Genomic DNA, 21,838 nt, shown 5'->3' on the forward strand with positions numbered 1-21,838 from the left:
AAGTCTCTGAGAATTTCTTTGCAATAGTTAATCTAAATTACACAACTAGACTCATGTTAAATATTATTACAATTATTTAGCAATACTTTTTGCGATGGCGTAACCGCCCACCGTAGGTGATCGCATGGAGCAAGATCATTTCGGGTTGAAGCGGTTACTGTTGTGGCGACCTACCTTAATTTTTGCTGTTGTAATCTTTCATTTACCCAAGCCATATCCGGTTCCGACAAAGCGGGAATTGGGGGGCGGCTGTAATCAATCCTTAAGTCATAGCTCCCCTGATCGTAAATCTCATCTAGCAATGATTTTAGATTGATCGCTGGTTCCGGTTCATTAGCCCTTAACGGCACTGGAAACTCAGGAATCCGATGTTGCAAATTAAACCCATAAAGTTGAGCTTTTGGACGAGTTTCGCTAGGACTGACCACAATTCGATAGTGACTTTGCCCAAAATCTCCCACCATTGCCATCGAATTTCCCTGACGCAACAGATCGATTTCCACAAAATGAGTTGCGCTACCCAAAATCTTTAACCGCTTTGTTTCGTATTGCAAGCGCCCAATTCCCACCTGTTTATTTTTAGGAGAAAGCACCTCAATGATGGTTACAACTTCCTCGGTTTCCACGTCACGAATTTCTAAGTATGCCTCTGTCAGAATCTCCGGTAAAGGTAGCCACACTTCAATCGGCTGGGTTGTTGAAGCAACCGCAAGATTGGATTGAGTCGATGGCGCGGCATACAGCGAACTTTGCACCGAAACATCGGGTACACCCACCAGTAGAGCCGTATCTCCACTCACCTCATACACCCGCTCCTCGATCGCTACGATGTACTTGGGGCGAAGCTTGGGGGCGAGGTCATTGGCAATCGCCGTAATTAACCGATGATGAATTCCTGCCCAAAGGGAAGGATGTTCCAGATAAGGATTCATGCCCCAAAAGGGAGAAGGCATAAGAAAAACTCCTAACGCGCAAGACTCATCGGCAACCCACCTCCTCTCTATTTTAGATACTTAACCTAACCTTAAAAAGTCGAAATCTTCGCTCAAAGAAAATCGCCGGGAATCCCATACCTTCAAGAGGGGTGGGAGGAATAGCCGCCCGCATCCATTGTCATTAATCATTAGTCCATAGTCATTGGTACTAATGACTATGGACTTCGATTTCCCCACGGCTTTTTATGAAAACGAGCAAAGCGATGTTTTCGTAGCTGATGCCCACACGCTCATTGCTTGCAATCAGTGTAGGAGTATGTAACATTAACCTATGACTGATTCACCGCACCCACTTAAAGATAACCTTGTAAACAACGATGTCTACGACGGGCTACGCCTACGCTCGCTGCAACAATTGGCTTGGGGCATTGAGGGGAGTGTGGGGAAGTTTAAGCTGATTTTGGCACGGTGTAATTATGCCAGCTGGCGCGATCGCCTGATCCAAAGATTGGGTGAAATCTCTCAAGTCGAAATTCGGCTTTTGGTAGTGCAGGAATCTCGCAGGACTCTTTATACTGCGATTCGGGAGGAATTCGGGGAGGACGTACCAGGCTGTGTGATGGTTGTGGGTTTGGAGAGAGTGCAGGATTTGGCTGTGATGTTAACTTCTGCTAATCAGGTGCGGGAGGAGTTTCGCAAGAATTTTGCTTTTCCTTTGGTGTTGTGGATTGATGATCAAATCTACAAGCAACTGATACAGGTGGCTCCTGATTTAGAGAGTTGGGCGATTACGAGGAATTTTGCGATCGCTAAAGATGATTTAATAGCTTTACTCCAACAACTCGCAAAGCAATTTTTTAGCAACACCCTAACCCTGAATCTAGATGCTTATTTCGTTTTAGAAGCAGAATTAGCAGCAGCCAACAGAGAATTACTAGATGATGCACAGGTTTCTCAAGAGGTAAAGGCTAATTTAGCATCATTGTTGGGTTTGGCAACACAAGTTAATAATAAAATCAATATAGCGCTGGAACATTATCAACTAGCTCTGGCGCTTTGGCAGCAGCTTAATAATCTAGAACGATGGGGTAAAACCCTCGGTGATATTGCTTTTTGCTATTATCTCAAAGCTTATAAACACGAAGATATTACTCATCCAGATTGGCAAGCTACTCGGCATTATATTCTTGAATATATTAGCTTTTTGAGTCAGGCTGAACGCCCAGATTTAATTGCTAATTCCATCTTGAAATTTGGCGTTGTACTGCGTGATTTACAAGAGTGGGAACAGTTAAAAAATCTGGCTGGACAAGCATTAGAAATACATCAGGCTAATAATCAAGCCATAGAATTAGCAAAAGATTATGGCTTTTTAGCTGAGGTAGCTTTAGCTGAAGAACGCTGGTTAGAAGCAAATCAATTTGCACAGCAAGCCTTGAATGTAGGAGCGCCCAGCAGTGCTACCCTTCCAGCACAAGAGGTTGTAGTATCCAATGATTTGAGTTTCTATCGGTTTATCTTGGCTCGTTCTCAATATCATTTAGGTGACTATCAAGAGGCAATTCGTAACTTAGAAGTTGCAAAAGATATCGGCAATCCACTGACAGATTTAAGGCTTTATCTGAAGATTCTTAGTCATTTGCAAAAGCTTTACTTTCAGCAAAAAGCATATCTCCAAGCATACAAAATGAAGCAGCAGCAGCGTTCCGTTGAGCAGCAATTTGGTTTGCGGGCGTTTATCGGTGCTGGGAGGTTGCAAGCGACAAAACAGGTAGGAGCGCAAGGTCTTACACCTTTAAGGATTGACAATAAAGATAGCGTCGCCCCAGAAATTGCCGCATCTGGTCGTCAATTAGATGTAGAACGTTTAATTGAAAGCATGGGTCGCCCGGACAAAAAGTTGATAATAATTTGTGGGGAATCAGGTGTTGGCAAAAGTTCCCTGGTGAATGCGGGACTTGTACCAGCTTTAAAGAATAAAGCAATAGGTATTCAAGATAATTTACCTGTAACGATGCGCGTTTACACCAACTGGGTGGAAGAGTTGGGGCGGGTTTTGGGAGCAGGGGGAGCAGAGGAAGCAGAGGGAGCGGGGGAGAGGGGGAGCGGGGGAGACAAGGGGGAGTTAGAATCTCGTTTATCCACCTTTGATACTCGTTCATCCACCTCAGAACTGGATTCATCCACCTTTGATACTCGTTCATCCACCTCAGAACTGGATTCATCCACCTTTGATACTCGTTCATCCACCTCAGAACTGGATTCATCCACCTTTGATACTCATTCATCCACCTCAGAACTGGATTCATCCACCTTTGATACTCATTCATCCACCTCAGAACTCCGTTCATCCACCTCAAATACTCAAAATCCCCACTCCTTATTCCTAACTCCTGTACAGACGCGATTAATCGCGTCTCCTAACTCCCTCCTTTCCCAACTACGCGAAAATGAACAGCGCAACCTCCGCACCATCCTAATTTTTGACCAATTTGAAGAATTTTTCTTTGTTTACACCGAACCCAAGCAAAGGCGGGAGTTTTTTGAGTTTCTGGGAGAGTGTCTCAATGTTCTGTCGGTGAAGGTGATTCTATCGTTGCGCGTGGATTACCTGCATTACTTGCTGGAGTGCAATCGTTTCTCCAGCATGAAGATTATTGGCAATGACATTCTCAGCAATAATGTCCTCTACGAGTTGGGGAACTTTTCACCCGATGATGCTAAGTCGATTATCCAGCGTTTAACAGAGAAAGCTAACTTTCAGTTACAACCTGCTTTAGTTGAGCAACTCGTGCAAGATTTAGCCGGGGAATTGGGTGAAGTGCGTCCCATTGAGTTACAGGTTGTGGGAGCGCAACTGCAAACGGAGAACATCACAACTCTGGCAGAATATCAGCAGCGTGGCACTAAAGAAGAACTGGTTAAACGCTATTTGGATGAAGTTGTTAATGATTGCGGTGTTGAGAATCAGCAGGTGGCGGAGTTGTTACTGTATTTGCTCACGGATGAAAAAGGAACTCGCCCCCTGAAAACTCGCGCTGAATTGGAACGAGATTTGCAAGCATTAGTCGCAGATGCAACCACAAATAGCAATAAATTAGATTTGGTGTTGGAGATTTTTGTCAAATCTGGCTTGGTGGTTTTGTTACCAGAGAACCCGACTGACCGTTATCAACTGGTACATGACTACATAGCTACGTTTATTCGCCAGCAAGGAGAACCGCACCTAAAAATATTAATGGCGCGGCTAGTAGAGAGTCAAGAAGCACAAAGACTCAGTGAAAGTAAATTAAATCGTTTGTTGAAAATCGCCCTGACTGCTTCTGTACTTGCCATATTCGGATTAAGTGTCTCTATCCTCACAGCAGTAGATAGCGAGATTAAAACCCTTGTTGTATCCAGTGAAGCCCTATTTGCCTCGCAAAAAGGTATTGATGCCTTAAAGGAAGGTTTAAAGGCAGGAAGAAAATTAAAACAAACAATCTGGATATATTCCCATACAAAAGAGCAAGTACAAACGGCTCTTTATCAAGCAGTTTCTGGGGTAAGAGAATATAATCGCTTTGAGGCGCATATGTCTGGGGTAAATAGTGTTATATTCAGCCCTGATCGCTCTTTAATTGCTTCGGCTAGTGCGGATACTACAATCAAACTTTGGCGTCCTGATGGTAGCTTGCTCAAAACGTTATCGGGGCATGAGGATGTTGTCAATAGCATCAGTTTCAGCCCAGATAGTCAAATCGTTGCTTCTGCCAGTCAGGATAAGACAGTAAAACTTTGGAGTGGAGAGGGTCAACTGCTCGCTACCTTATTAGGGCATCAGGGTGTGGTGAATAGTGTCAGTTTTAGCCCTGATGGTCAGATTATTGCCTCGGCGAGTACAGACAAGACGGTGAAACTGTGGAGTCGGGATGGCAAGTTGCTCAAAACCTTGCTCTTACATAATGGTGCAGTCTTAAGTGTCGCTTGGTCGCCTGATGGCCAAACTATTGCTTCCGGGAGTGCTGACAAGACGGTGAAATTGTGGAGTCGGGATGGGAAACTGCTCAAAACCTTGCTCTTACATGAGGATGCAGTCAAAAGTGTGGCTTGGTCGCCCGATGGTAAAACTATTGCTTCTGCTAGTTTAGACCAGACGATCAAACTGTGGAATCTGGAGGGTAAGCTACTGCGAACCTTATCGGGGCATAGTGCTGGAGTTACCAGCGTCAGTTTTAGCCGCGATGGTAACACGATCGCTTCGGCTAGTACCGACGAGACAATCAAACTCTGGAGTTCTGAAGGTGTGTTGCTCGGCACTTTGAAGGGACATAATAATTGGGTGAATAGCGTCAGTTTTAGCCCAGACGGCCGCACCCTTGCTTCTGCAAGTCGGGACAAAACTATTAAACTCTGGCGTTGGGACGATGTGTTACTACGAAAACCCAAAGCCAAGAATGATGACTGGGTAACTAGCATCAGTTTTAGCCCTGACGATCGCACCTTGGCAGCAGCAAGTCGAGACAAAACTATAAAACTTTTCAGTCGAGACGGGAAACTACTCCGTATATTTACGGCACATCAGGGTGAAGTTTGGGGCGTCACTTTCAGCCCCGATGCTAAAGCGATCGCTTCGGCTAGTAAAGATAAAACAGTGAAGCTTTGGAGTAGTGACGGTAAACTGCTCAACACCTTGCAGGGTCATAAAGATACCGTCTTGGGTGTTGCTTGGTCACCTAATGGTCAAGTAATTGCCTCAGCTAGTAAAGATAAAACGGTGAAGCTTTGGAGTCCCAACGGTAAACTGCTCAACACCTTGGAGGGACATCAAGATGCAGTGAATTGGGTAAGCTTTAGCCCTGATGGGAAGCTAGCCTCAGCCAGTGATGATAAAACCGTGAAAATATGGGATTTAGATGGTAAATTACTATACACATTAAATGGTCATAGTCGCCGGGTAAATGGGGTTGCTTGGTCACCTGATGGTCAGGCAATCGCTTCAGTTAGTATTGATAGCACGGTCAAAATTTGGAGTCGGGACGGGAATCTGCTAAATAATCTTCCGGGGGATGGCGATAGTTTCATCAGTGTGAGTTTTAGCCCCGATGGCAAGACTCTGGCAGCCTCCAGTGATAACAAGGTGAACCTTTGGAACCGAGAAGGGACATTATTGATTACTTTAAAAGGTGATCAAGATGAGTTAAGCAGCGTTAGTTTTAGCCCTGACAGCAAGACTCTAGCTACGGGTAGTGGTAATGGCACAGTAATTTTCCAAAATTTGGCAGATATCAAACTAGAAAAATTACTGTCGCGGGCTTGCAATTTACTACAGGATTATTTGAAGTCTAACCAGAAGGTGACAAAAAGCGATCATGAGCTATGTAAATAGTCGGGACTTCCAGTCTTCGGTACTGAAGTAACGAGGTCTTCAGGCATTTTTCTTATAATATAATTTCACGCTGATGAATCGGAGGTAAGTGTGACCACTGCGATACACTGGCAAGAACGGGTTGGTAATCAAAGGGATTGGGTTTGGCGCGGCTGGCAAACCCGCTACACTTACATTCGCCCTAGCCAAAATCACCACAAGACAACACCCCTGATATTGCTACATGGCTTTGGCGCTTCCATTGGTCATTGGCGACATAATTTAGAAGTGTTGGGTGAACATCACACAGTCTACGCCATAGATATGTTGGGTTTTGGCGCTTCTGAAAAAGCCGCAGCTAATTACAGCATCGAACTCTGGGTTGAGCAGGTTTACGACTTTTGGAAAACATTTATCCGTCAACCAGCGATATTAATAGGCAATTCCAACGGTTCACTGATTTCTATGGCCGCCGCCGCCGCTCACCCCGACATGGTGCTGGGTATGGTGATGATGAGTTTACCCGACCCTTCACTAGAACAAGAAGCAATCCCGCCTGTGCTGCAACCGCTTGTCAGAGCAATTAAAAATATTGTTGCTTCGCCGTTGATTCTGAAACCTGTATTTAACTTCGTGCGCCGTCCTGGGGTGCTGCGTCGCTGGGCTAGTCTGGCCTACGCTAACCCAGAGGCAATTACCGATGAACTCATAGAAATTTTAGCAGGGCCTCCCCAAGATAGAGGTTCTGCGAGAGCTTTTAGTGCTTTGTTCAAAGCTACGCTCGGAATTAACTTTAGTCCCAGTGTCAAGAAAGTATTACCAACCTTAACAATTCCCATGTTGTTAATTTGGGGACAAAAGGATCGGTTTGTTCCCCCAGCCCTGGCTAGCCAATTCGCCCAGTACAACGAGAAGTTGGAAGTGCTGAATTTAGAAGATGTGGGCCATTGTCCCCATGATGAATGCCCTGAACAAGTCAACCAAGCTATTTTAGATTGGATTGGGAGATGGGTTAGCGATCGCTAACCGTTGCTTACTCCCTAAATATTATGCAATGAGTGCGATCGCGCCAACCAATACCTTTACCACTATTGAATTTTGAATTGATTTAACACCTAGCCAATCGTAGCTTGGTTAGTGTCAACATCTGTAGCCCCATTAACAGAACGAGCTACAGAAACCATCTTGTTGAGAATTTCTTGACTGGGAACTTTACCTTTCAACACCACAGTACTACCAGTCTGAGCAACCCAAAGGGTATTAACATCATCGAGTTGGGGGTCTTGATCAAATGCCAACGCTACCCGCTTTGCCAACCCACTTTGGTCATATTCGCCGCTTAATCCCACACGTTCTGGGGGTATTGATTGAGTAGCAGTAGGAGCAACGTTAGTATTAGGAGCTTGCGCTATTGACTGCGGAGTAGGATTTACTTCGGCATTTTGAGGTTTTTCCATCCCAAATAGTCTTTTTAACCAACCCATAAAAACTTTTCTCCTATTACAAGCTCATTAAGTCTGAGTATAAAAGCTTGACCAAAATGCCGCATCTATCAATGAAAAGAGATAGATTCAATGAAATTCCTCCTTGCAGGATGATTTCTACCCAATTATTTATCTCTAGAGAATGTAATGAGTGCAGCTATTGAGTTTACAATAAAAGGTCGCACTGACAATTAGTGCAGTAGTACACCACGACAGAAGTCAACATACATTTTACAAAATGTCAAGAGTTTGCAACTCAAGGAATTTTGATTGAATGAGTGAATTCTGCAAAGCGGTACTAGAGTCTGCGTTCCTCAAATCCTGTGCTAGCCTCTGTTGGCGAAGATGAAACATACCCTTTCAGTTCTCGTAGAAGATGAGGCGGGTGTTCTTTCCCGCATTTCTGGTTTATTCGCCCGTCGCGGCTTTAATATTGAAAGCCTTGCTGTTGGCCCTGCTGAACAAGGAGGAGTATCTCGAATTACGATGGTTATCCCTGGTGACGATCGCATTATCGAGCAACTCACCAAGCAACTGTACAAGTTAGTCAATGTCCTTAAAGTACAGGATATTACCGAAACTCCTTGCGTAGAGCGGGAATTGATGCTTTTGAAGGTGAATGCTAGTAGCAGCAATCGCTCAGAGGTGATCGAACTGTCTCAGATTTTCCGGGCGCGAGTAGTGGACGTGGCGGAAGATTCTCTCACTTTAGAAGTTGTGGGAGATCCAGGTAAAATGGTAGCGATCGTGCAGGTGTTACAAAAATTTGGTTTGAAAGAAATCGCCCGCACTGGCAAAATTGCCCTGACTCGCGAATCGGGTGTGAATACCGAATTACTCAAGTCTTTGGAAGCAAAAGTTTAGTTAAGAAGATAAGAACCCCACCCCCAACCCCCTCCCTGCAAGCGAAGAGCTTGCTATGATGTAACTCATTTGACATAGTTTAAGTACCTTAAAAACTGCCCCCCAACACGATACCCATTGGGTAGAGAAGTACTGGGTCAAAAGGTCGGGTAATAAATATTAGTATTTCCAGTATTGCTGAATGACAAGCAGGAAGATTAACCGTATCTACCTTGGGAGCGTCGGCAGTATCATCGCCAAATGTAAAAAGGCAGATGTGGAAGTTTGGATGAAGAATGGTAAACTCCCAGTTGAGATTGAGAAATTAATCCTCTTGTTGTCAGAATGAATCGCCCCCATGCCCAAGGTGTAAAGATATCCTTGTTTTCAAGCACGGTAGCTACAGCTTGTCGAGTAGTGCTATTGTTCTTTTCGGAGACGTCTATTGTATTCCGAGCTTCTTGCGCCATTTGAAATGGTATGTTTATTTCCGCGCCCACTGTACTAGGGTGGATTTACCAGCACCCCCAGAACCAACAATTAAGATTTTCTTCACCTTGTGTTTACATCTCGCTTTTCAAGCTCATGAGGATAAGCATTGCTCACCCAAATAACCGTCTTCAAGGCACCTCAATACGCCGCTACAATAGTACCACTATAAGGATTATGCCCAAATATTGATATTATGACCATTGCTACGACCGTAAAAACTGAGTATGAAGCGATTATTGGCCTAGAAACCCATTGTCAGCTGAGTACCAACACCAAGATTTTCTCTAATAGCTCTACAGCATTCGGTGCTGACCCAAATACTAACATTGACCCGGTTTGTATGGGTTTACCTGGGGTCTTACCTGTACTCAATGAAAAAGTATTAGAATACGCCATCAAGGCTGGTTTGGCACTGAATTGTCAAATCGCTAGATATAGCAAATTTGACCGTAAACAGTATTTTTATCCTGACTTACCTAAAAATTACCAAATTTCTCAATATGATCTACCGATCGCAGAACATGGTTGGTTAGAAATTGAGTTGGTAGATGCTGAGGGGAATCCGACTCGTAAACGCATTGGGATCACACGTCTGCACATGGAAGAAGATGCTGGAAAATTGGTACACGCAGGTAGCGTTGGCGTTGGCGAAGCCTCTCGGAACGAGACTCGCCTCTCCGGTTCTTCGTATTCTCTGGTAGACTACAATCGCGCAGGTGTACCGTTAGTAGAAATTGTCTCCGAACCTGACTTGCGTTCTGGATTAGAAGCAGCTGAATATGCTGAAGAATTGCGCCGGATTGTGCGGTATCTCGGCGTGAGTGACGGTAATATGCAAGAAGGATCTCTGCGCTGCGATGTCAACATTTCTGTGCGTCCAGTGGGACGAAAGGAATTTGGCACTAAGGTAGAAATTAAAAACATGAACTCGTTCAGCGCCATCCAACGAGCGATTGACTATGAAATTGAACGTCAAATTGCAGCAATCGTTGCAGGCGCGAGCATTATCCAAGAAACTCGGCTGTGGGAAGAAGGCGCTCAACGCACAAGTAGTATGCGGGTGAAAGAAGGTTCTAGCGATTACCGTTACTTCCCCGAACCAGATTTAGCACCAATTGAGGTGACAGATGCAGAATTAGAGAAATGGCGCAGCGAATTACCAGAATTACCAGCCCAAAAACGCCATCATTATGAAAGTGAGTTGGGGCTTTCGGCTTACGATGCGCGAGTGCTGACAGAAGATCGTTCAATAGCGGAATATTTTGAAACTGCTATCGCATCTGGAGCAAATCCGAAAGCTGCTGCAAACTGGATTACTCAAGATATCGCAGCCCACCTCAATAAGCAAAAACTCAGTATTACTGAAATCGGCCTAACTCCCACCAATCTAGCTAATATCATCACTCGCATTGAAACGGGCAAAATTAGTAATGCTCAAGCTAAAGAAAAGTTACCAGATTTGCTCACTGGTATTTCTCCTGAAAAAGCCTTTGCCGGTCAAGAGTTAATTACCGATCCTAGTGTACTAGAACCCATCGTTGATGAAGTCATAGCTGCCAATCCCAAAGAACTAGAAAAGTATCGCAACGGTAACACCAACCTCAAAGGCTTCTTTGTCGGACAAGTTCTGAAAAAGACAGGCAAACGTGCTGATCCTAAGCTGACTAACGAATTGGTGGAGAAAAAACTGAACGCCTAGTACCGCAAGGCAAAAGTCACGCATTCACGCATTCAAAAGTTTTGTATATCAAGGCTCTTGCAAGTTTTAAAATAGTAGCTTGATTTACGCCCTGCTGTACTAGTGGTTTGTCTCATTAAATTTCCTGGGTTCGTAGTAGGCACTGAAGTGCTTAAAAATCTAGTAGGACTTACGCAAAATATCTCTCAAACTCTGATTTCTCCGTGTACTCTGCGCCTAATAAGGTTCGTTATTCCGTAACTCTTGCGTAAGTCCTATCTAGGACTAAAGTCCTTACTACGAACTTGTTCACCCCTCGTAACTAATGGGACAGACTACTAGTACTCTGTCAAGTCAAGTTTGCTGAGTGAGGGATGCAGAGGCACAGGGGAGCAGAAGGGAATTGCAGTAAGTCTTTCACCAATTCACAAGTAAGTATTTTCCCGGTGATTCTTCACCAAATCTTCATATAAAAACTGGTGACACCTCGCATACCTAAAATGCTATGCTGTGCTAAGTAGATGCACCCTGATGATCTGGAGAGCTGCCTAAGTGGCTCTCTTTTTTATTTGAGTTCTGTGGTATTTACGTAAAAGCTTCATCAAATTTTTAGAAATAATTGGAATAGATAAGTATTAACCCTTACACAAAAAGTGATATGGTGTAATAAAAAGATGCACCGTAATGATCTGGAGAGCGACCCAAGTGGCTCTCCTTTTTTGCTTTTGTCTTTCGTCATAAGAAAGGTAAAAACAATTATGCTAATTGCCAACTAGTGCATTATTATTGCCATCAGCAAATAAACTCACAATAAAAGGAATTTTAAAAAATAATTTGCGATTCCTGTATCCACTCATTAATTAATTACTTAAACTCCTTCACAATAAATCAAACTATTAAAATAAATTAGCACTAACAAGCTTTGAGTGCTAATTATTGACTGAGATTTAATGCTTATGATATAGATATAAACTATACTTTTTCTAGATGCTTTAGCTATTTATTAGACGTTATGTTAGAAAAAACTAAAGCTTTACTGCAAGTAATTTAAAATTGGGAGTGCTAGCATGAAATACACTTTTGATATTGTCGGAGTATCTCCACTTTTGCAGTTTTTTAATCACCAACAGCAAAATGGGCAAAAACCACCCCACCAAGGCGTGGAATACTTGGGAATGCATACCTGTACACTAGATACGTTTCTAGAATCAGTGGAATCAGTTCCAGCAAAGTGGGATTGGAATCTCGATCAAGTGGTAGATACCGTGATTCAGTTTTGGTTGAATAACTCAGACAGCATTCGTTATTGGAAAGTACGTTTAACTGATGCTGGTAAGGATAATTTACTAGTCGCAAGATTGGCGGATATAACCGCCTTACAAGCTGAATTTGAATCTTTACTAGATAAGGAGTGGTGAAGAGATAGGTTAAATTGAAAAAAAATTCAGGGGCGGAGCAACTCTTTCTCCGCCTTCAGTGAGAATGCACGCTTTTTTCTATTGTTCTCGTTTTCAAGTGCTTTGAGAACTTTGAGATATAAATTTTTTAATAGTATTTTTTAAGACGTTGGCGTTCATTTTAACACTGATGCAGATTTTACTTATGTGTATGCATACAAATCATACAAACCCAATATTTGCCAAACTTTCTTTTTGAGGATTGTTGTGCCCTAGAACAATTGCAAATTCAGGGTTTGAGATTATAGCCAGCTAAAAATTCCAACTTAATTGGTCTAAAATATAGCGCTTAGTGTTGACAATTTTTCAAGAATCGAATAACAAGGTGGCAGCAGCATTAAAAAAAGCGTTAGTGCATTCCTACCTAGAAACTAATTAACGCCCTTCATTAAACTTCATACGGTTAACATAATTATGCCAGAAAATACGGATTACAAAGCTTCCAAATCAGACAATCAAGCTATTGCCTATAAAGAACGCCTCAATTCTTGGGCGATCGCGCGTCTACTTCCTAATACGCAACGCGAGATTGTTGCTCGCTTCCGCAGCCGTTCTGATGCCGAAGGCTATATGCGGCACCTCCCCCAGGAAAGAGCAAATGCTTCCTACATGGTTGTTTTTGATTGTCAACGCCAAGAAGTTGTGATTTAAGGTATAAGTATAGGCAATAGACCTATCTTATAAAGAGGGCAGTTTTTCGTAAGCTCGAACTGCCCTCTGCCTTCCTCGGTAAAAAAATTAAAAATGTGTAGGCGTAGCCCATCAAAGACATCGCTTACAACTCCAGATTGCAATTCACGCTTCACTTAAAAATTCTCGATGTTGTCAACGAGCATATCGACCAATACAGTTGAGTTAACGCTAAAAACCTTAAACTGTGTAGGTTGGGTTGAGGAACGTAGCAAGATCCCGCAGGGTAACCCAACATTTCCGGGGCTTTGTTGGGTTGCGCTTTGCTTAACCCAACAAAGCAATTTTTCACAAAGCCAAGCGTATTGGCATATCGACCTTTGTATTTTACGTTTTCAAATCCCAGTTTCCGAGCCGCCCTTGCCAATTCAGCAGACAGTAAGCCTTTGCGCGTAGGGTGTTGGTAAGCCAGTAACTTTAAGTTTATTCGCGTCAGCACCACATTAGCGATCGCGTCTCATACAGAAGCCTAGTACCGCTTGGCGGAAGTCAGCCCCTTCCCTACGGGACGCACTCGCGTTCGGGGAAGTCATATTATGTCCGCATAATTAGTTATGATTCCCACAGTCATTGCACCCCACCCCGACAATCGTCGCTTTGTCTCCCCTCCTGCTTGCGAGGAGGGGATTAAGGGGAGCCAGTGCGGTCTTGGGGTCTCCCCAAGTGGAGCCGGATAGCGTGTGGGGTTCTTCGGGTTTAATAAGTAATCAAGCGGACATGATATCACGCATTCACGCATTCAAAAATTTTGAACCCCATAAATAAATTTAGTTGCTCTGTACCTTTTTATTTCTGGTCACGCATTCACGCATAATTGTATGAATTGTATTCCAACCTCTTGCGCCATTTGAAATGGTATGTTTATTTCCGCGCCCACCTACTTAGTACAGACAATTTCCTGCTATCAAAAAAGCAATAATTATAACCATAAATTATTAAGTTTTCCTGAGAAGATTATATCCAAATATCTAACTTATAAGTAAACTCCGTAATTGCCCCCTTGCTATTGATATTTGAGATTACTTAAAAGTAAAGGTTAGCGCAATAAGCCCTGAAAGTGCTGGAGGGTTAATAGTGGTCAAACAGCACCGATATAACTGGTTCAAAGCTGTGAAATTTTTCCGCAAACGAGAATTACTAGCGCTGTTGCTGGGGATTTTCTTCTCAATTTCTATAGTTTTACTCTGGCAGAGACTTTTAATCCAAACTCCGGGGTTATTAACACAATTAGTATTGATTGCAGGGTTATTGGTTATTGTCACACTGACATTATCAATCTATTTTGTCTTGATAATGCAGGCAAATAACCAACAGATAACAGCAGAAAATCAGGATTTAACTCACAAGATTTTTGAACTGAAACAGGTAGAAGCTACCCTTTGCACCAGCGAAAATCGTTTGCGGCAGTTGCTGGAAACTGTTAAAGTCATCCCTTGGGAATTAGACTTGAAAACTTGGCGATTTATTTACGTTGGGCCGCAAGCGGTAAACTTGCTAAATTATCCGATCGCAGAGTGGTACGAAGAAAATTTTTGGATCAATCATCTACATCCACATGACTTGGAAAAGTCTCTTCGTTTTTGCCAAGAAGCAACTGCTAGGTGCGAAAATCACGAATTTGAATACCGGATGTTAGCGGCCGATGGGCGAGTTGTTTGGCTGCGAGATGTTGTTAGCGTAATTGAGCAAGCAGGAAGTCCTACTATGCTGAGAGGGTTTATGTTTGACATTACTGATTTGAAGCTGGTTGAAGAAACCTTGAGGCTGAGAGAGAGGGCACTTGCTGCTACCAGTAATGGAATTATTATTGTCGATGCCAGACTCGCCGATCATCCAGTTATTTACGTCAACTCAGCTTTTGAGCAAATAACAGGCTACAGTGCTACTGATGTGATTGGGCAAAACTGTCGATTTTTGCAACGCACAGATACCCAGCAACCAGCACTCAATGAACTGCGCTCATCTATTCAAGGTGGAACAAGTTGCAAAGTTGTTCTCCGCAACTATCGCAAAGATGGGACTTTATTCTGGAATGAATTGAGTATTTCTCCTATCCATGACGAAAATGGTAACTTAAGCCACTTCATTGGAATTCAGACAGATATTAGCTTACGCAAACTTGCCGAAGCCAGTCTGCATCGGCAAGCCCTCACCTTTGAAAACATGCATGATGGCGTAATAATCACAGATTTAACCGGAAATATTATTGACTGGAATTCTGCTGCCGAAAGCATGTTTGGCTATAGCAAAGCAGAGGTTTTAGCTAAAACTCCCAGTATTTTGTATAAACCGGAAGAAGCCGCAGTGCTGACCAACAAAATTTTTGAAAGACTCAACCAGCAAGGACGCTGGTCAGGGGAAATCCACTTTATTCGCAAAGATGGCAGTGAGGGGATTTCCGAAACAACCATAATCTCTTTACAGGATGAACAGGGGGAAACTGTTGCCACTGTTGGCATTAATCACGACATTACCGAAAACAAACGAGCCAAAGAAGCACTGCAACGGCAATTACATCGAACTCTACTACTTGAACAAATTACTCAAGAAATTCGTCAAAGTCTTGATAGCAGAAAAATATTTGAGACGGCTGCTACCCAAATTGGCAAAGCATTTGGAGTTGAACGCTGTCTGATCCATTCTTCGATTAGCGACCCCACACCCCAAATTCCTTTAGTAGCAGAGTATAGTACACTCCCTGGTTATTGCTCCATGTTGAAATTGGAAGTTCCCATGACCAATAATCCTCATGCGGAGCAGATGATGGCACAAGAAATAGCGATCGCTTCTCCCAATGTGTACGTTGATCCTTTACTCCAGGCGGTTGAACCTATTTGCCGACAAATTGGGCTGAAGTCTATGCTGTCAATTCGCACCTCCTATCAAGGAGAACCCAATGGTGCGATCGGCTTACATCAGTACAGCTATTTTCGCCAGTGGACACAAGACGAAATCGAATTACTAGAAGCAGTGGCGGCTCAACTGGGTATTGCTCTAGCACAGGCTCACTTACTGGAGCAAGAAACCCGCCAACGTGAAGAACTTACCTTGAAAAACTTTGCCTTAGAGCAGGCAAAACGTCAGGCAGAAGCCGCAAATCGGGCAAAAAGTGAGTTTTTGGCGATGATGAGCCACGAAATTCGGACTCCAATGAATGCTGTTATTGGCATGACTAATTTATTGCTGGATACTGACCTCACGCCTGAACAGCAAGACTTAGTGGAAACAGTTCGCAGTAGCGGAGATGCTTTGCTCACCATCATCAACGACATTCTAGATTTCTCTAAAATTGAGTCAGGCAAACTGGAATTAGAAGAACAACCTTTTGATTTGAGAGCTTGTGTGGAGCAGGCTATTTCTCTATTAGCTCAGAAAGCTGCCCAAAAGGATATCGAACTAGCTTACCTGATCCAGCCGCAAGTTCCGACTCAAATCATCGGCGATATGACACGTCTGCGTCAAGTCTTGATGAATCTTCTCAACAATGCCATTAAATTTACTGAAAATGGAGAAGTGCTACTCTCTGTTGATCTGGGCATTGGGGACTGGGGACAAGGAAAGCAGGAGGAAAATTCCTCTTTTCTGCACCCTTCCCAGTCGCCTATACCTGTTGGAGAGCCGCAACTTCTCTGCGAAATTCAATTTGCTATCAAAGATACAGGTATTGGTATCGCACCAGAGAAAATAGAGCGATTGTTTCAACCCTTCACTCAGGCTGATGTTTCCATGACTCGACGCTATGGCGGCACAGGATTGGGACTGGCCATTAGTAAGCGGCTCAGTAAGATGATGGGCGGCACTCTTTGGGTGGAAAGTCAAGGGTTTGTCGGTGGCAATCCTAAACCTCTATGGAAAGGTGGAAAATTTTCCCAAGGTTCAACATTCTACTTCACTATTACGACGAAAGTGGCTGCTGTGTTAGAACAAGCTGAATTAAGCAGTTCATCAGTGCAGCTTGCGTCCAAGCGCCTGTTGATTGTGGATGACAATCTGATCAATCGCCAAATTCTCACCTTACAAGCAGAGTCTTTGAAGATGCAAGCTTATGCTGCCAAATCTGGTAAAGAAGCTTTAGCTCAACTTGCTAAGGGAACGCAGTTTGATATTGCCATTTTAGATATGCAGATGCCGGAAATGGATGGTATAACCCTAGCTCGTCAAATCCGCAAGCAACCTAGTTGTCAAAATCTGCCTTTGGTGATTCTGACTTCTTTGGGTAGACTAGAAACTTCCTCTGATTTTAATGATGTCCAGTTTGCCGCCTCTTTGAGCAAACCGATCAAACAGTCTCAATTCTACGATGTTATTACCCGTGTTTTGGGAAATCAGCCAATCCCAGCGAGTATTTCTCATTTTCCATTGGTTGATCGGCATTTAGCTCATCGACTGCCACTGCGGATTCTTCTGGCAGAAGATACAGTTGTCAATCAGAAAGTTGCCCTACGGATGCTACAGAAAATGGGTTATGTGGCGGATGTCGTAGCCAATGGGGTAGAAGTGCTCAAGGCTTTGCAAAAACAACCCTATGACGTAGTGTTGATGGATGTCCACATGCCCAAAATGGATGGGTTAGAAGCAACTCGGAGAATCTATCAAGAATGGGGAGTGGGCTTTCGTCCCCATATCATTGCGATAACTGCTAATGCAATGCGGGGCGATCGCGAAGTCTGTCTTGCTGCTGGTATGGATGACTACATTAGCAAACCAATTCAGCTTCAAGAGTTAGCCGAGGCACTCAGCAAATGCCCACCTCAAAGAAGTTTTGAATTTACTTCGAGAGGAAAACAAGGTAAAGTGATGTCCTTAGAATTGCAACCTTTGCAAAATATCATCCAGTCAGAGCAAAACCAGACATTAAAAACCGCTAAAATCGATGCCAAAATTCTCCAATCCTTGCAGAATATGCTCAGAGGAGATCGTGTGGCATTTGTTGAACTGATTGAGTGTTATCTTACAGAGACACCCAGACTGGTACAAGATATCAGCACAGCTATCACAACTCAGGATGCCCAGACTCTATGGTACACAGCCCACCAACTTAAGTCTAGCAGTGCTTCTGTTGGAGCGATCGCCCTGGCACAGCTTTGCAAGGTGTTAGAAGCACAGGGATGCAGCAGTAAATTAGAAAACAGCCTAGAATTAATCTCACAACTATATCAGGAATATGAACAAGTTAAAACTGCTTTAGAACAAGAACTTGCGAAGGAATTACCATGAAAGCCGATGCTCAAGAAAGCCAATCTTTAGTTCTAATTGTTGATGATGAACCTTTTATCCGCCTGATACTGCGGCATTTCTTAGAGCGGGAAGGCTATCAAATAGCAGAAGCTCAAAATGGCATAGAGGCAATAAAAGTTTTTAAGCAATTGCATCCTGATATAGTACTTCTTGATGCCATGATGCCAGATATGGATGGGTTCGAGTGCTGCACTCAGTTACAGAATTTTGATTCTAGCAAGCACGCTCCAATTTTAATGATTACAGGACTTGAGGATCAAGAGTCTGTTGACCGGGCATTTGCTGTGGGGGCAATGGACTATATTACCAAACCAGTCCACTGGCCAGTTTTGCGACAACGGGTAAAACGCTTGATTGAGCAATCTCAGTTACAGCAAAAACTGGAAGCCGTTAATGTGGAATTGCAGCGATTAGTTACTATCGATGGATTAACTCAAGTAGCTAACCGCCGACGGTTTGAAGAGTATTTTAACCAAGAATGGCAGCGCATGAAACGGGAAAAATGCCCTCTTTCCCTGATTCTTTGCGATGTTGATTTCTTCAAATTATATAACGATACCTATGGTCATCGGATAGGCGATCGCTGTCTTCAAGAAATTGCTAAAGCGCTCAAAGATATTATTAAGCGTCCCGGAGATTTAGTTGCCCGGTATGGTGGGGAAGAATTTGCTGTGATTTTACCTAACACAGACACCGAGGGTGCAACTCATGTTGCCGACAACATTTGCCATGCTGTCCGAACACTAGCAATTCCTCATAAAAATTCCCAAGTTAGTCATCATGTAACCATTAGTGCTGGGTTTACGACAGAAATTCCTCAGCCAGATTCTAACTTAGAAGAAATGATTTATGCCGCAGATCGGGCGTTGTATCAAGCAAAGGCAGCAGGACGCGATCGCTTTGTGCAAAATATTCTACTACCCCAAAGTAAAAATTCCCGCTAGTGCGCCAAAATCGACACATTTCCAGCCTGTTTTAAACGTATCGGCTTGGATTATTGTCTGCTTATTCTATCCCTTGAAAATGCTCTTCCTCACTTTAAACCATTCATCCAAGACGGATCAATTAGATGATCATGTTGCAGCCGACCTACAACTATACCAGGATGAATACTGATACGTTCCGCAAAATCAATCACATCATTTTCAGATTTAAGCTTCGTTAATTCCCCTTCATACTCAGGTGGAATCAAAAATTCCCGCGACCATTTATCTGCTTGGCGTTCCTGCTCCGATTTCCAACTTTCCCCACTATTCCATTCATCGAGAAAAATATTTTCTTTATCATGTAGCAAAATATGCGCTGCTTCATGGAAAAAATTAAACCAGAAGCGGTCATTGGTTTTACCGTAAAGCGAAAGTTGAATCAGTGCCTTATGCGGGTTTAACCACCGTGCGACACCACTGACGTGCGCTTTCTTTATTGATGGTACTAAAACAAGCACAACCCCTGCTTCCCAGCACAACTTTTGCATCTGTGGTTCAAACTCCTCTGGCGGTAACACCGTCAAAGTGCGAATTTGCCGCACCGCCTTTTCAAATTTTGGTTTACTGTACTTAGGAGAGTCTAGTTGTTCTGCTTTTATTTCCCCCAAGCGCAACCAAGTGGAAATAGCACCAACATCACTTTGCTCTTCGCGTGTACGACGAAAAGCAACTTCCATACCTGCATAATAATTCTGCCAATCTTCCGGCGAGGCAACACCGAAAAATTGCAGTAACTTTTTTACCAAACCAGGCTTATTCTTGGCAATTAGACGGCACTTAGGAATTACACCTTGGTTCATCAATTCTTTGACTGGTAACTGATCTAACCAAGATGTCCACCCCTTTAAGCGGTTTTCTTCTTCTATCCGTGCTAAACCAGCGCGATATTGGGCTTCACGATTAAGCCAAAATGCTGTTGTAGGACACATTCATATATGTTTGACACCACTGGAAAAGTTAGTACTCAGAAAGTCTTGGAGTATATTAATGATCCACATCACGGATGAATAAATTCAGGAAAGTTCGCTTATATCCGCCACCTAAAGGCAGGCGGCTTTACGCATCACGACTCGTAACTTTTGACCGATCAATGCTTCCATCCTCGGTAAGGAGGATGGGGTCGTTGTCTGGTTTAAATACAAGTCGTTTACCACCTTCTAGGTTTACTGCAAATTCACCTGCCCTATCTCCTTTTAAGGGATGGGGATGACCTGCAAACAATTCCTTGAGACAGCTAACAGCTGCAAGGTCAGCCAATCGGGCTGTCAATTTCTTGGCACAGTTTGTACCCAATTTTCTTTGCGCTAGGTTTTGTTGTTCGCATAGCTTTTGCAGTTTGCCGTCAGCGAAGGTGATTTCCATGCGTTACCAGACTAATATAAGTTTACCATTTTGGTAAATAAATTTGTTATGTTTCTAGAGAATCTAGGATATCAACTAATCAGCAACGCCTAAAAATCTACCCCTCGTTTAAGTTCTACACCTTGATTAGCATAGTGTTTGTGGCAATAAACCTCTGAGTGGACGCTAGCCAAGTCGAAGTATGCGGGTGGATTTTGGCAGCGACCAGTAATAATGATTTCGGTGTCGCGGGGTTTGCGGAGTAAAGCTTGGACAATGGGTTCAACGGGGAGTAATTCTAAGTCTACGGTGGGATTGAGTTCATCAAGAATAATAGTTTTATATAGACCAGAGGCGATCGCAACTTTAGCGATTTCCCAACCCCGTTCGGCTTCTACGTAGTCTAATTCTTGCCGGGAATTTCGCCAGACGATCGCATCTCCACCACAGCGCTGATGATCCACCACTTCTGGATATGACTGCTGCAAGGCGGCGATCGCAGCGTCTTCTGTGTAGCCAGTACCACCTTTAAGCCACTGCATAATCAGCACACGGGTAGACCCAGGATGATTGATTCCCCTACCAATGGCCTGTAAGGCTTTGCCCAAAGCACTAGTAGACTTGCCTTTACCAGCACCAGTATAAATTTCAATCCCCTCAAGGAAGAGAGCTTTAGCTGTTGGGTGGTGATGAGGTTTCATTTCTGAGTGCAAATCTGCAATATCGAGCAACTTTTGCGGTGCGGCGCGTCCGGTAGCAATGATTTCCAACTCTTGGGGTTTGGATTTTAATGTCCGCACTACTTCATCTACTGCTAGCAAACCCAAATCCAGAACCGGGTTAATTTCATCCAAAACGACAACTGAATATAAACCACTAGCGATCGCGCCTTTGGCTACATCCCAACCCCGCATCGCTTCATCTCGGTCAAAAGTGGTAATTTCGTCATGACCAAAAAATTCGGCTCTTCCAGTGCGAACCTGGTCAATTAAATGAGGAAACCCGCGTTGCAAAGCTGCGATCGCACCATCTTCGTCATAATCACGTTCAGGCCCTTTTAAAAACCGTAGCAGTAAAACGCGGTTAGAATTGCTAGGCGTATTTATCCCCAAGCCAATAGAGCGCAAAACCACCCCCAAAGCCGCTTGGGACTTACCTTTACCCACGCCATCGTAGACGTGAATTTGACCAACGAGCCGTTCCTGTCGCACTTGCGCCGTGCGAATACCAATACCGTTCCTTGTCATTTCTCAAAAGCTATAAGTGGCAATCTTTAATCTTACCTAACGTCTTATACTCTTAGGTAGAGAAACTGCTCCTCTGATGCATCAGTATCATGTATAAATA

The 21,838-nt window shown here is 43.6% G+C and carries 13 protein-coding genes and 2 pseudogenes; 10 read left to right on the plus strand and 5 right to left on the minus strand.

Annotation, left to right across the window (positions count from 1 at the left end; all coding sequences use genetic code 11):
- Positions 1–170: 170 nt before the first annotated feature.
- On the minus strand, positions 171–953 hold the full coding sequence (locus LC653_RS08325) for a DUF4058 family protein (protein ID WP_229494044.1): 783 nt from the start codon (positions 951–953) through the stop codon (positions 171–173).
- A gap of 313 nt (positions 954–1,266) precedes the next feature.
- Here LC653_RS08325 and LC653_RS08330 point away from each other — a divergent pair, with 313 nt between their 5' ends.
- Positions 1,267–6,303 carry a WD40 domain-containing protein gene (locus LC653_RS08330; protein ID WP_229494045.1) on the plus strand — a complete coding sequence of 1,679 codons (5,037 nt, stop codon included), beginning with the start codon at positions 1,267–1,269 and terminating at the stop codon, positions 6,301–6,303.
- 90 nt (positions 6,304–6,393) lie between these two features.
- A complete protein-coding gene (locus LC653_RS08335; RefSeq protein ID WP_229494046.1) occupies positions 6,394–7,308 on the plus strand; it encodes an alpha/beta fold hydrolase in 915 nt (304 codons plus the stop codon).
- 89 nt (positions 7,309–7,397) lie between these two features.
- Here the strand turns inward: LC653_RS08335 and LC653_RS08340 are convergent, their stop codons facing one another.
- A complete protein-coding gene (locus tag LC653_RS08340) occupies positions 7,398–7,766 on the minus strand; it encodes a BON domain-containing protein (RefSeq protein WP_229494047.1) in 369 nt (122 codons plus the stop codon).
- A 345-nt stretch (positions 7,767–8,111) separates the two neighbouring features.
- Here LC653_RS08340 and ilvN point away from each other — a divergent pair, with 345 nt between their 5' ends.
- The 7 genes and pseudogenes from ilvN to LC653_RS08370 all read left to right on the plus strand — a co-directional run bounded on the left by ilvN (position 8,112) and on the right by LC653_RS08370 (position 19,108).
- Positions 8,112–8,630, plus strand: coding sequence for an acetolactate synthase small subunit (gene ilvN, locus LC653_RS08345; RefSeq protein WP_229494048.1), 519 nt, complete (start codon positions 8,112–8,114; stop codon positions 8,628–8,630).
- A gap of 664 nt (positions 8,631–9,294) precedes the next feature.
- Entirely contained in the window at positions 9,295–10,800 is a 1,506-nt protein-coding gene (gene gatB / locus LC653_RS08350) for an Asp-tRNA(Asn)/Glu-tRNA(Gln) amidotransferase subunit GatB (protein ID WP_229494049.1), read from the plus strand.
- Positions 10,801–11,521: 721 nt separating this feature from the next.
- Positions 11,522–11,593, plus strand: a pseudogene (locus LC653_RS47260) (HNH endonuclease); the annotation flags it as partial.
- A gap of 253 nt (positions 11,594–11,846) precedes the next feature.
- Positions 11,847–12,197 (plus strand): hypothetical protein, encoded by a 351-nt coding sequence (locus LC653_RS08355; RefSeq protein WP_100900965.1) that lies wholly within the window; start codon positions 11,847–11,849, stop codon positions 12,195–12,197.
- Between the two features lie 453 nt (positions 12,198–12,650).
- Positions 12,651–12,887 carry a hypothetical protein gene (locus LC653_RS08360; protein ID WP_229468434.1) on the plus strand — a complete coding sequence of 79 codons (237 nt, stop codon included), beginning with the start codon at positions 12,651–12,653 and terminating at the stop codon, positions 12,885–12,887.
- A 1,113-nt stretch (positions 12,888–14,000) separates the two neighbouring features.
- Positions 14,001–18,143 (plus strand): PAS domain S-box protein, encoded by a 4,143-nt coding sequence (locus LC653_RS08365; RefSeq protein WP_229494050.1) that lies wholly within the window; start codon positions 14,001–14,003, stop codon positions 18,141–18,143.
- Positions 18,140–19,108, plus strand: a complete 969-nt coding sequence (locus LC653_RS08370; protein ID WP_229494051.1) for a GGDEF domain-containing protein — start codon at positions 18,140–18,142, stop codon at positions 19,106–19,108. The genes LC653_RS08365 and LC653_RS08370 overlap by 4 nt, the downstream gene beginning before the upstream one ends.
- Positions 19,109–19,197: 89 nt before the next feature.
- Here the strand turns inward: LC653_RS08370 and LC653_RS08375 are convergent, their stop codons facing one another.
- Positions 19,198–20,079: an ImmA/IrrE family metallo-endopeptidase gene (locus LC653_RS08375; protein ID WP_229494052.1), complete on the minus strand. Its 882-nt coding sequence runs from the start codon at positions 20,077–20,079 to the stop codon at positions 19,198–19,200.
- Here LC653_RS08375 and LC653_RS08380 point away from each other — a divergent pair.
- Positions 20,074–20,157: pseudogene (locus LC653_RS08380) on the plus strand (IS200/IS605 family transposase); the annotation flags it as partial. The gene LC653_RS08375 and the pseudogene LC653_RS08380 overlap by 6 nt on opposite strands.
- Before the next feature lie 49 nt (positions 20,158–20,206).
- Here the strand turns inward: LC653_RS08380 and LC653_RS08385 are convergent.
- Both LC653_RS08385 and LC653_RS08390 read right to left on the minus strand, forming a co-directional pair.
- Positions 20,207–20,512: a type II toxin-antitoxin system RelE/ParE family toxin gene (locus LC653_RS08385; RefSeq protein ID WP_229494053.1), complete on the minus strand. Its 306-nt coding sequence runs from the start codon at positions 20,510–20,512 to the stop codon at positions 20,207–20,209.
- A gap of 89 nt (positions 20,513–20,601) precedes the next feature.
- The gene (locus LC653_RS08390; protein WP_229494054.1) at positions 20,602–21,738 is read right to left on the minus strand and encodes a cob(I)yrinic acid a,c-diamide adenosyltransferase; all 1,137 of its coding nucleotides are present in this window, start codon (positions 21,736–21,738) and stop codon (positions 20,602–20,604) included.
- Positions 21,739–21,838 lie beyond the last annotated feature (100 nt).

The sequence above is a fragment of the Nostoc mirabile CHAB5784 genome, assembly GCF_020829645.1.
Taxonomy (GTDB): domain Bacteria; phylum Cyanobacteriota; class Cyanobacteriia; order Cyanobacteriales; family Nostocaceae; genus Nostoc; species Nostoc mirabile.

What these genes read in the sequence shown, in the direction of transcription:
- LC653_RS08325 (WP_229494044.1), bottom strand. Translation starts at nt 953, where the DNA reads ATGCCTTCTCCCTTTTGGGGCATGAATCCTTATCTGGAACATCCTTCC.
- LC653_RS08330 (WP_229494045.1), top strand. Translation starts at nt 1,267, where the DNA reads ATGACTGATTCACCGCACCCACTTAAAGATAACCTTGTAAACAACGAT.
- LC653_RS08340 (WP_229494047.1), bottom strand. Translation starts at nt 7,766, where the DNA reads ATGGGTTGGTTAAAAAGACTATTTGGGATGGAAAAACCTCAAAATGCC.
- ilvN (WP_229494048.1), top strand. Translation starts at nt 8,112, where the DNA reads ATGAAACATACCCTTTCAGTTCTCGTAGAAGATGAGGCGGGTGTTCTT.
- gatB (WP_229494049.1), top strand. Translation starts at nt 9,295, where the DNA reads ATGACCATTGCTACGACCGTAAAAACTGAGTATGAAGCGATTATTGGC.
- LC653_RS08355 (WP_100900965.1), top strand. Translation starts at nt 11,847, where the DNA reads ATGAAATACACTTTTGATATTGTCGGAGTATCTCCACTTTTGCAGTTT.
- LC653_RS08360 (WP_229468434.1), top strand. Translation starts at nt 12,651, where the DNA reads ATGCCAGAAAATACGGATTACAAAGCTTCCAAATCAGACAATCAAGCT.
- LC653_RS08370 (WP_229494051.1), top strand. Translation starts at nt 18,140, where the DNA reads ATGAAAGCCGATGCTCAAGAAAGCCAATCTTTAGTTCTAATTGTTGAT.
- LC653_RS08375 (WP_229494052.1), bottom strand. Translation starts at nt 20,079, where the DNA reads ATGTGTCCTACAACAGCATTTTGGCTTAATCGTGAAGCCCAATATCGC.
- LC653_RS08385 (WP_229494053.1), bottom strand. Translation starts at nt 20,512, where the DNA reads ATGGAAATCACCTTCGCTGACGGCAAACTGCAAAAGCTATGCGAACAA.
- LC653_RS08390 (WP_229494054.1), bottom strand. Translation starts at nt 21,738, where the DNA reads ATGACAAGGAACGGTATTGGTATTCGCACGGCGCAAGTGCGACAGGAA.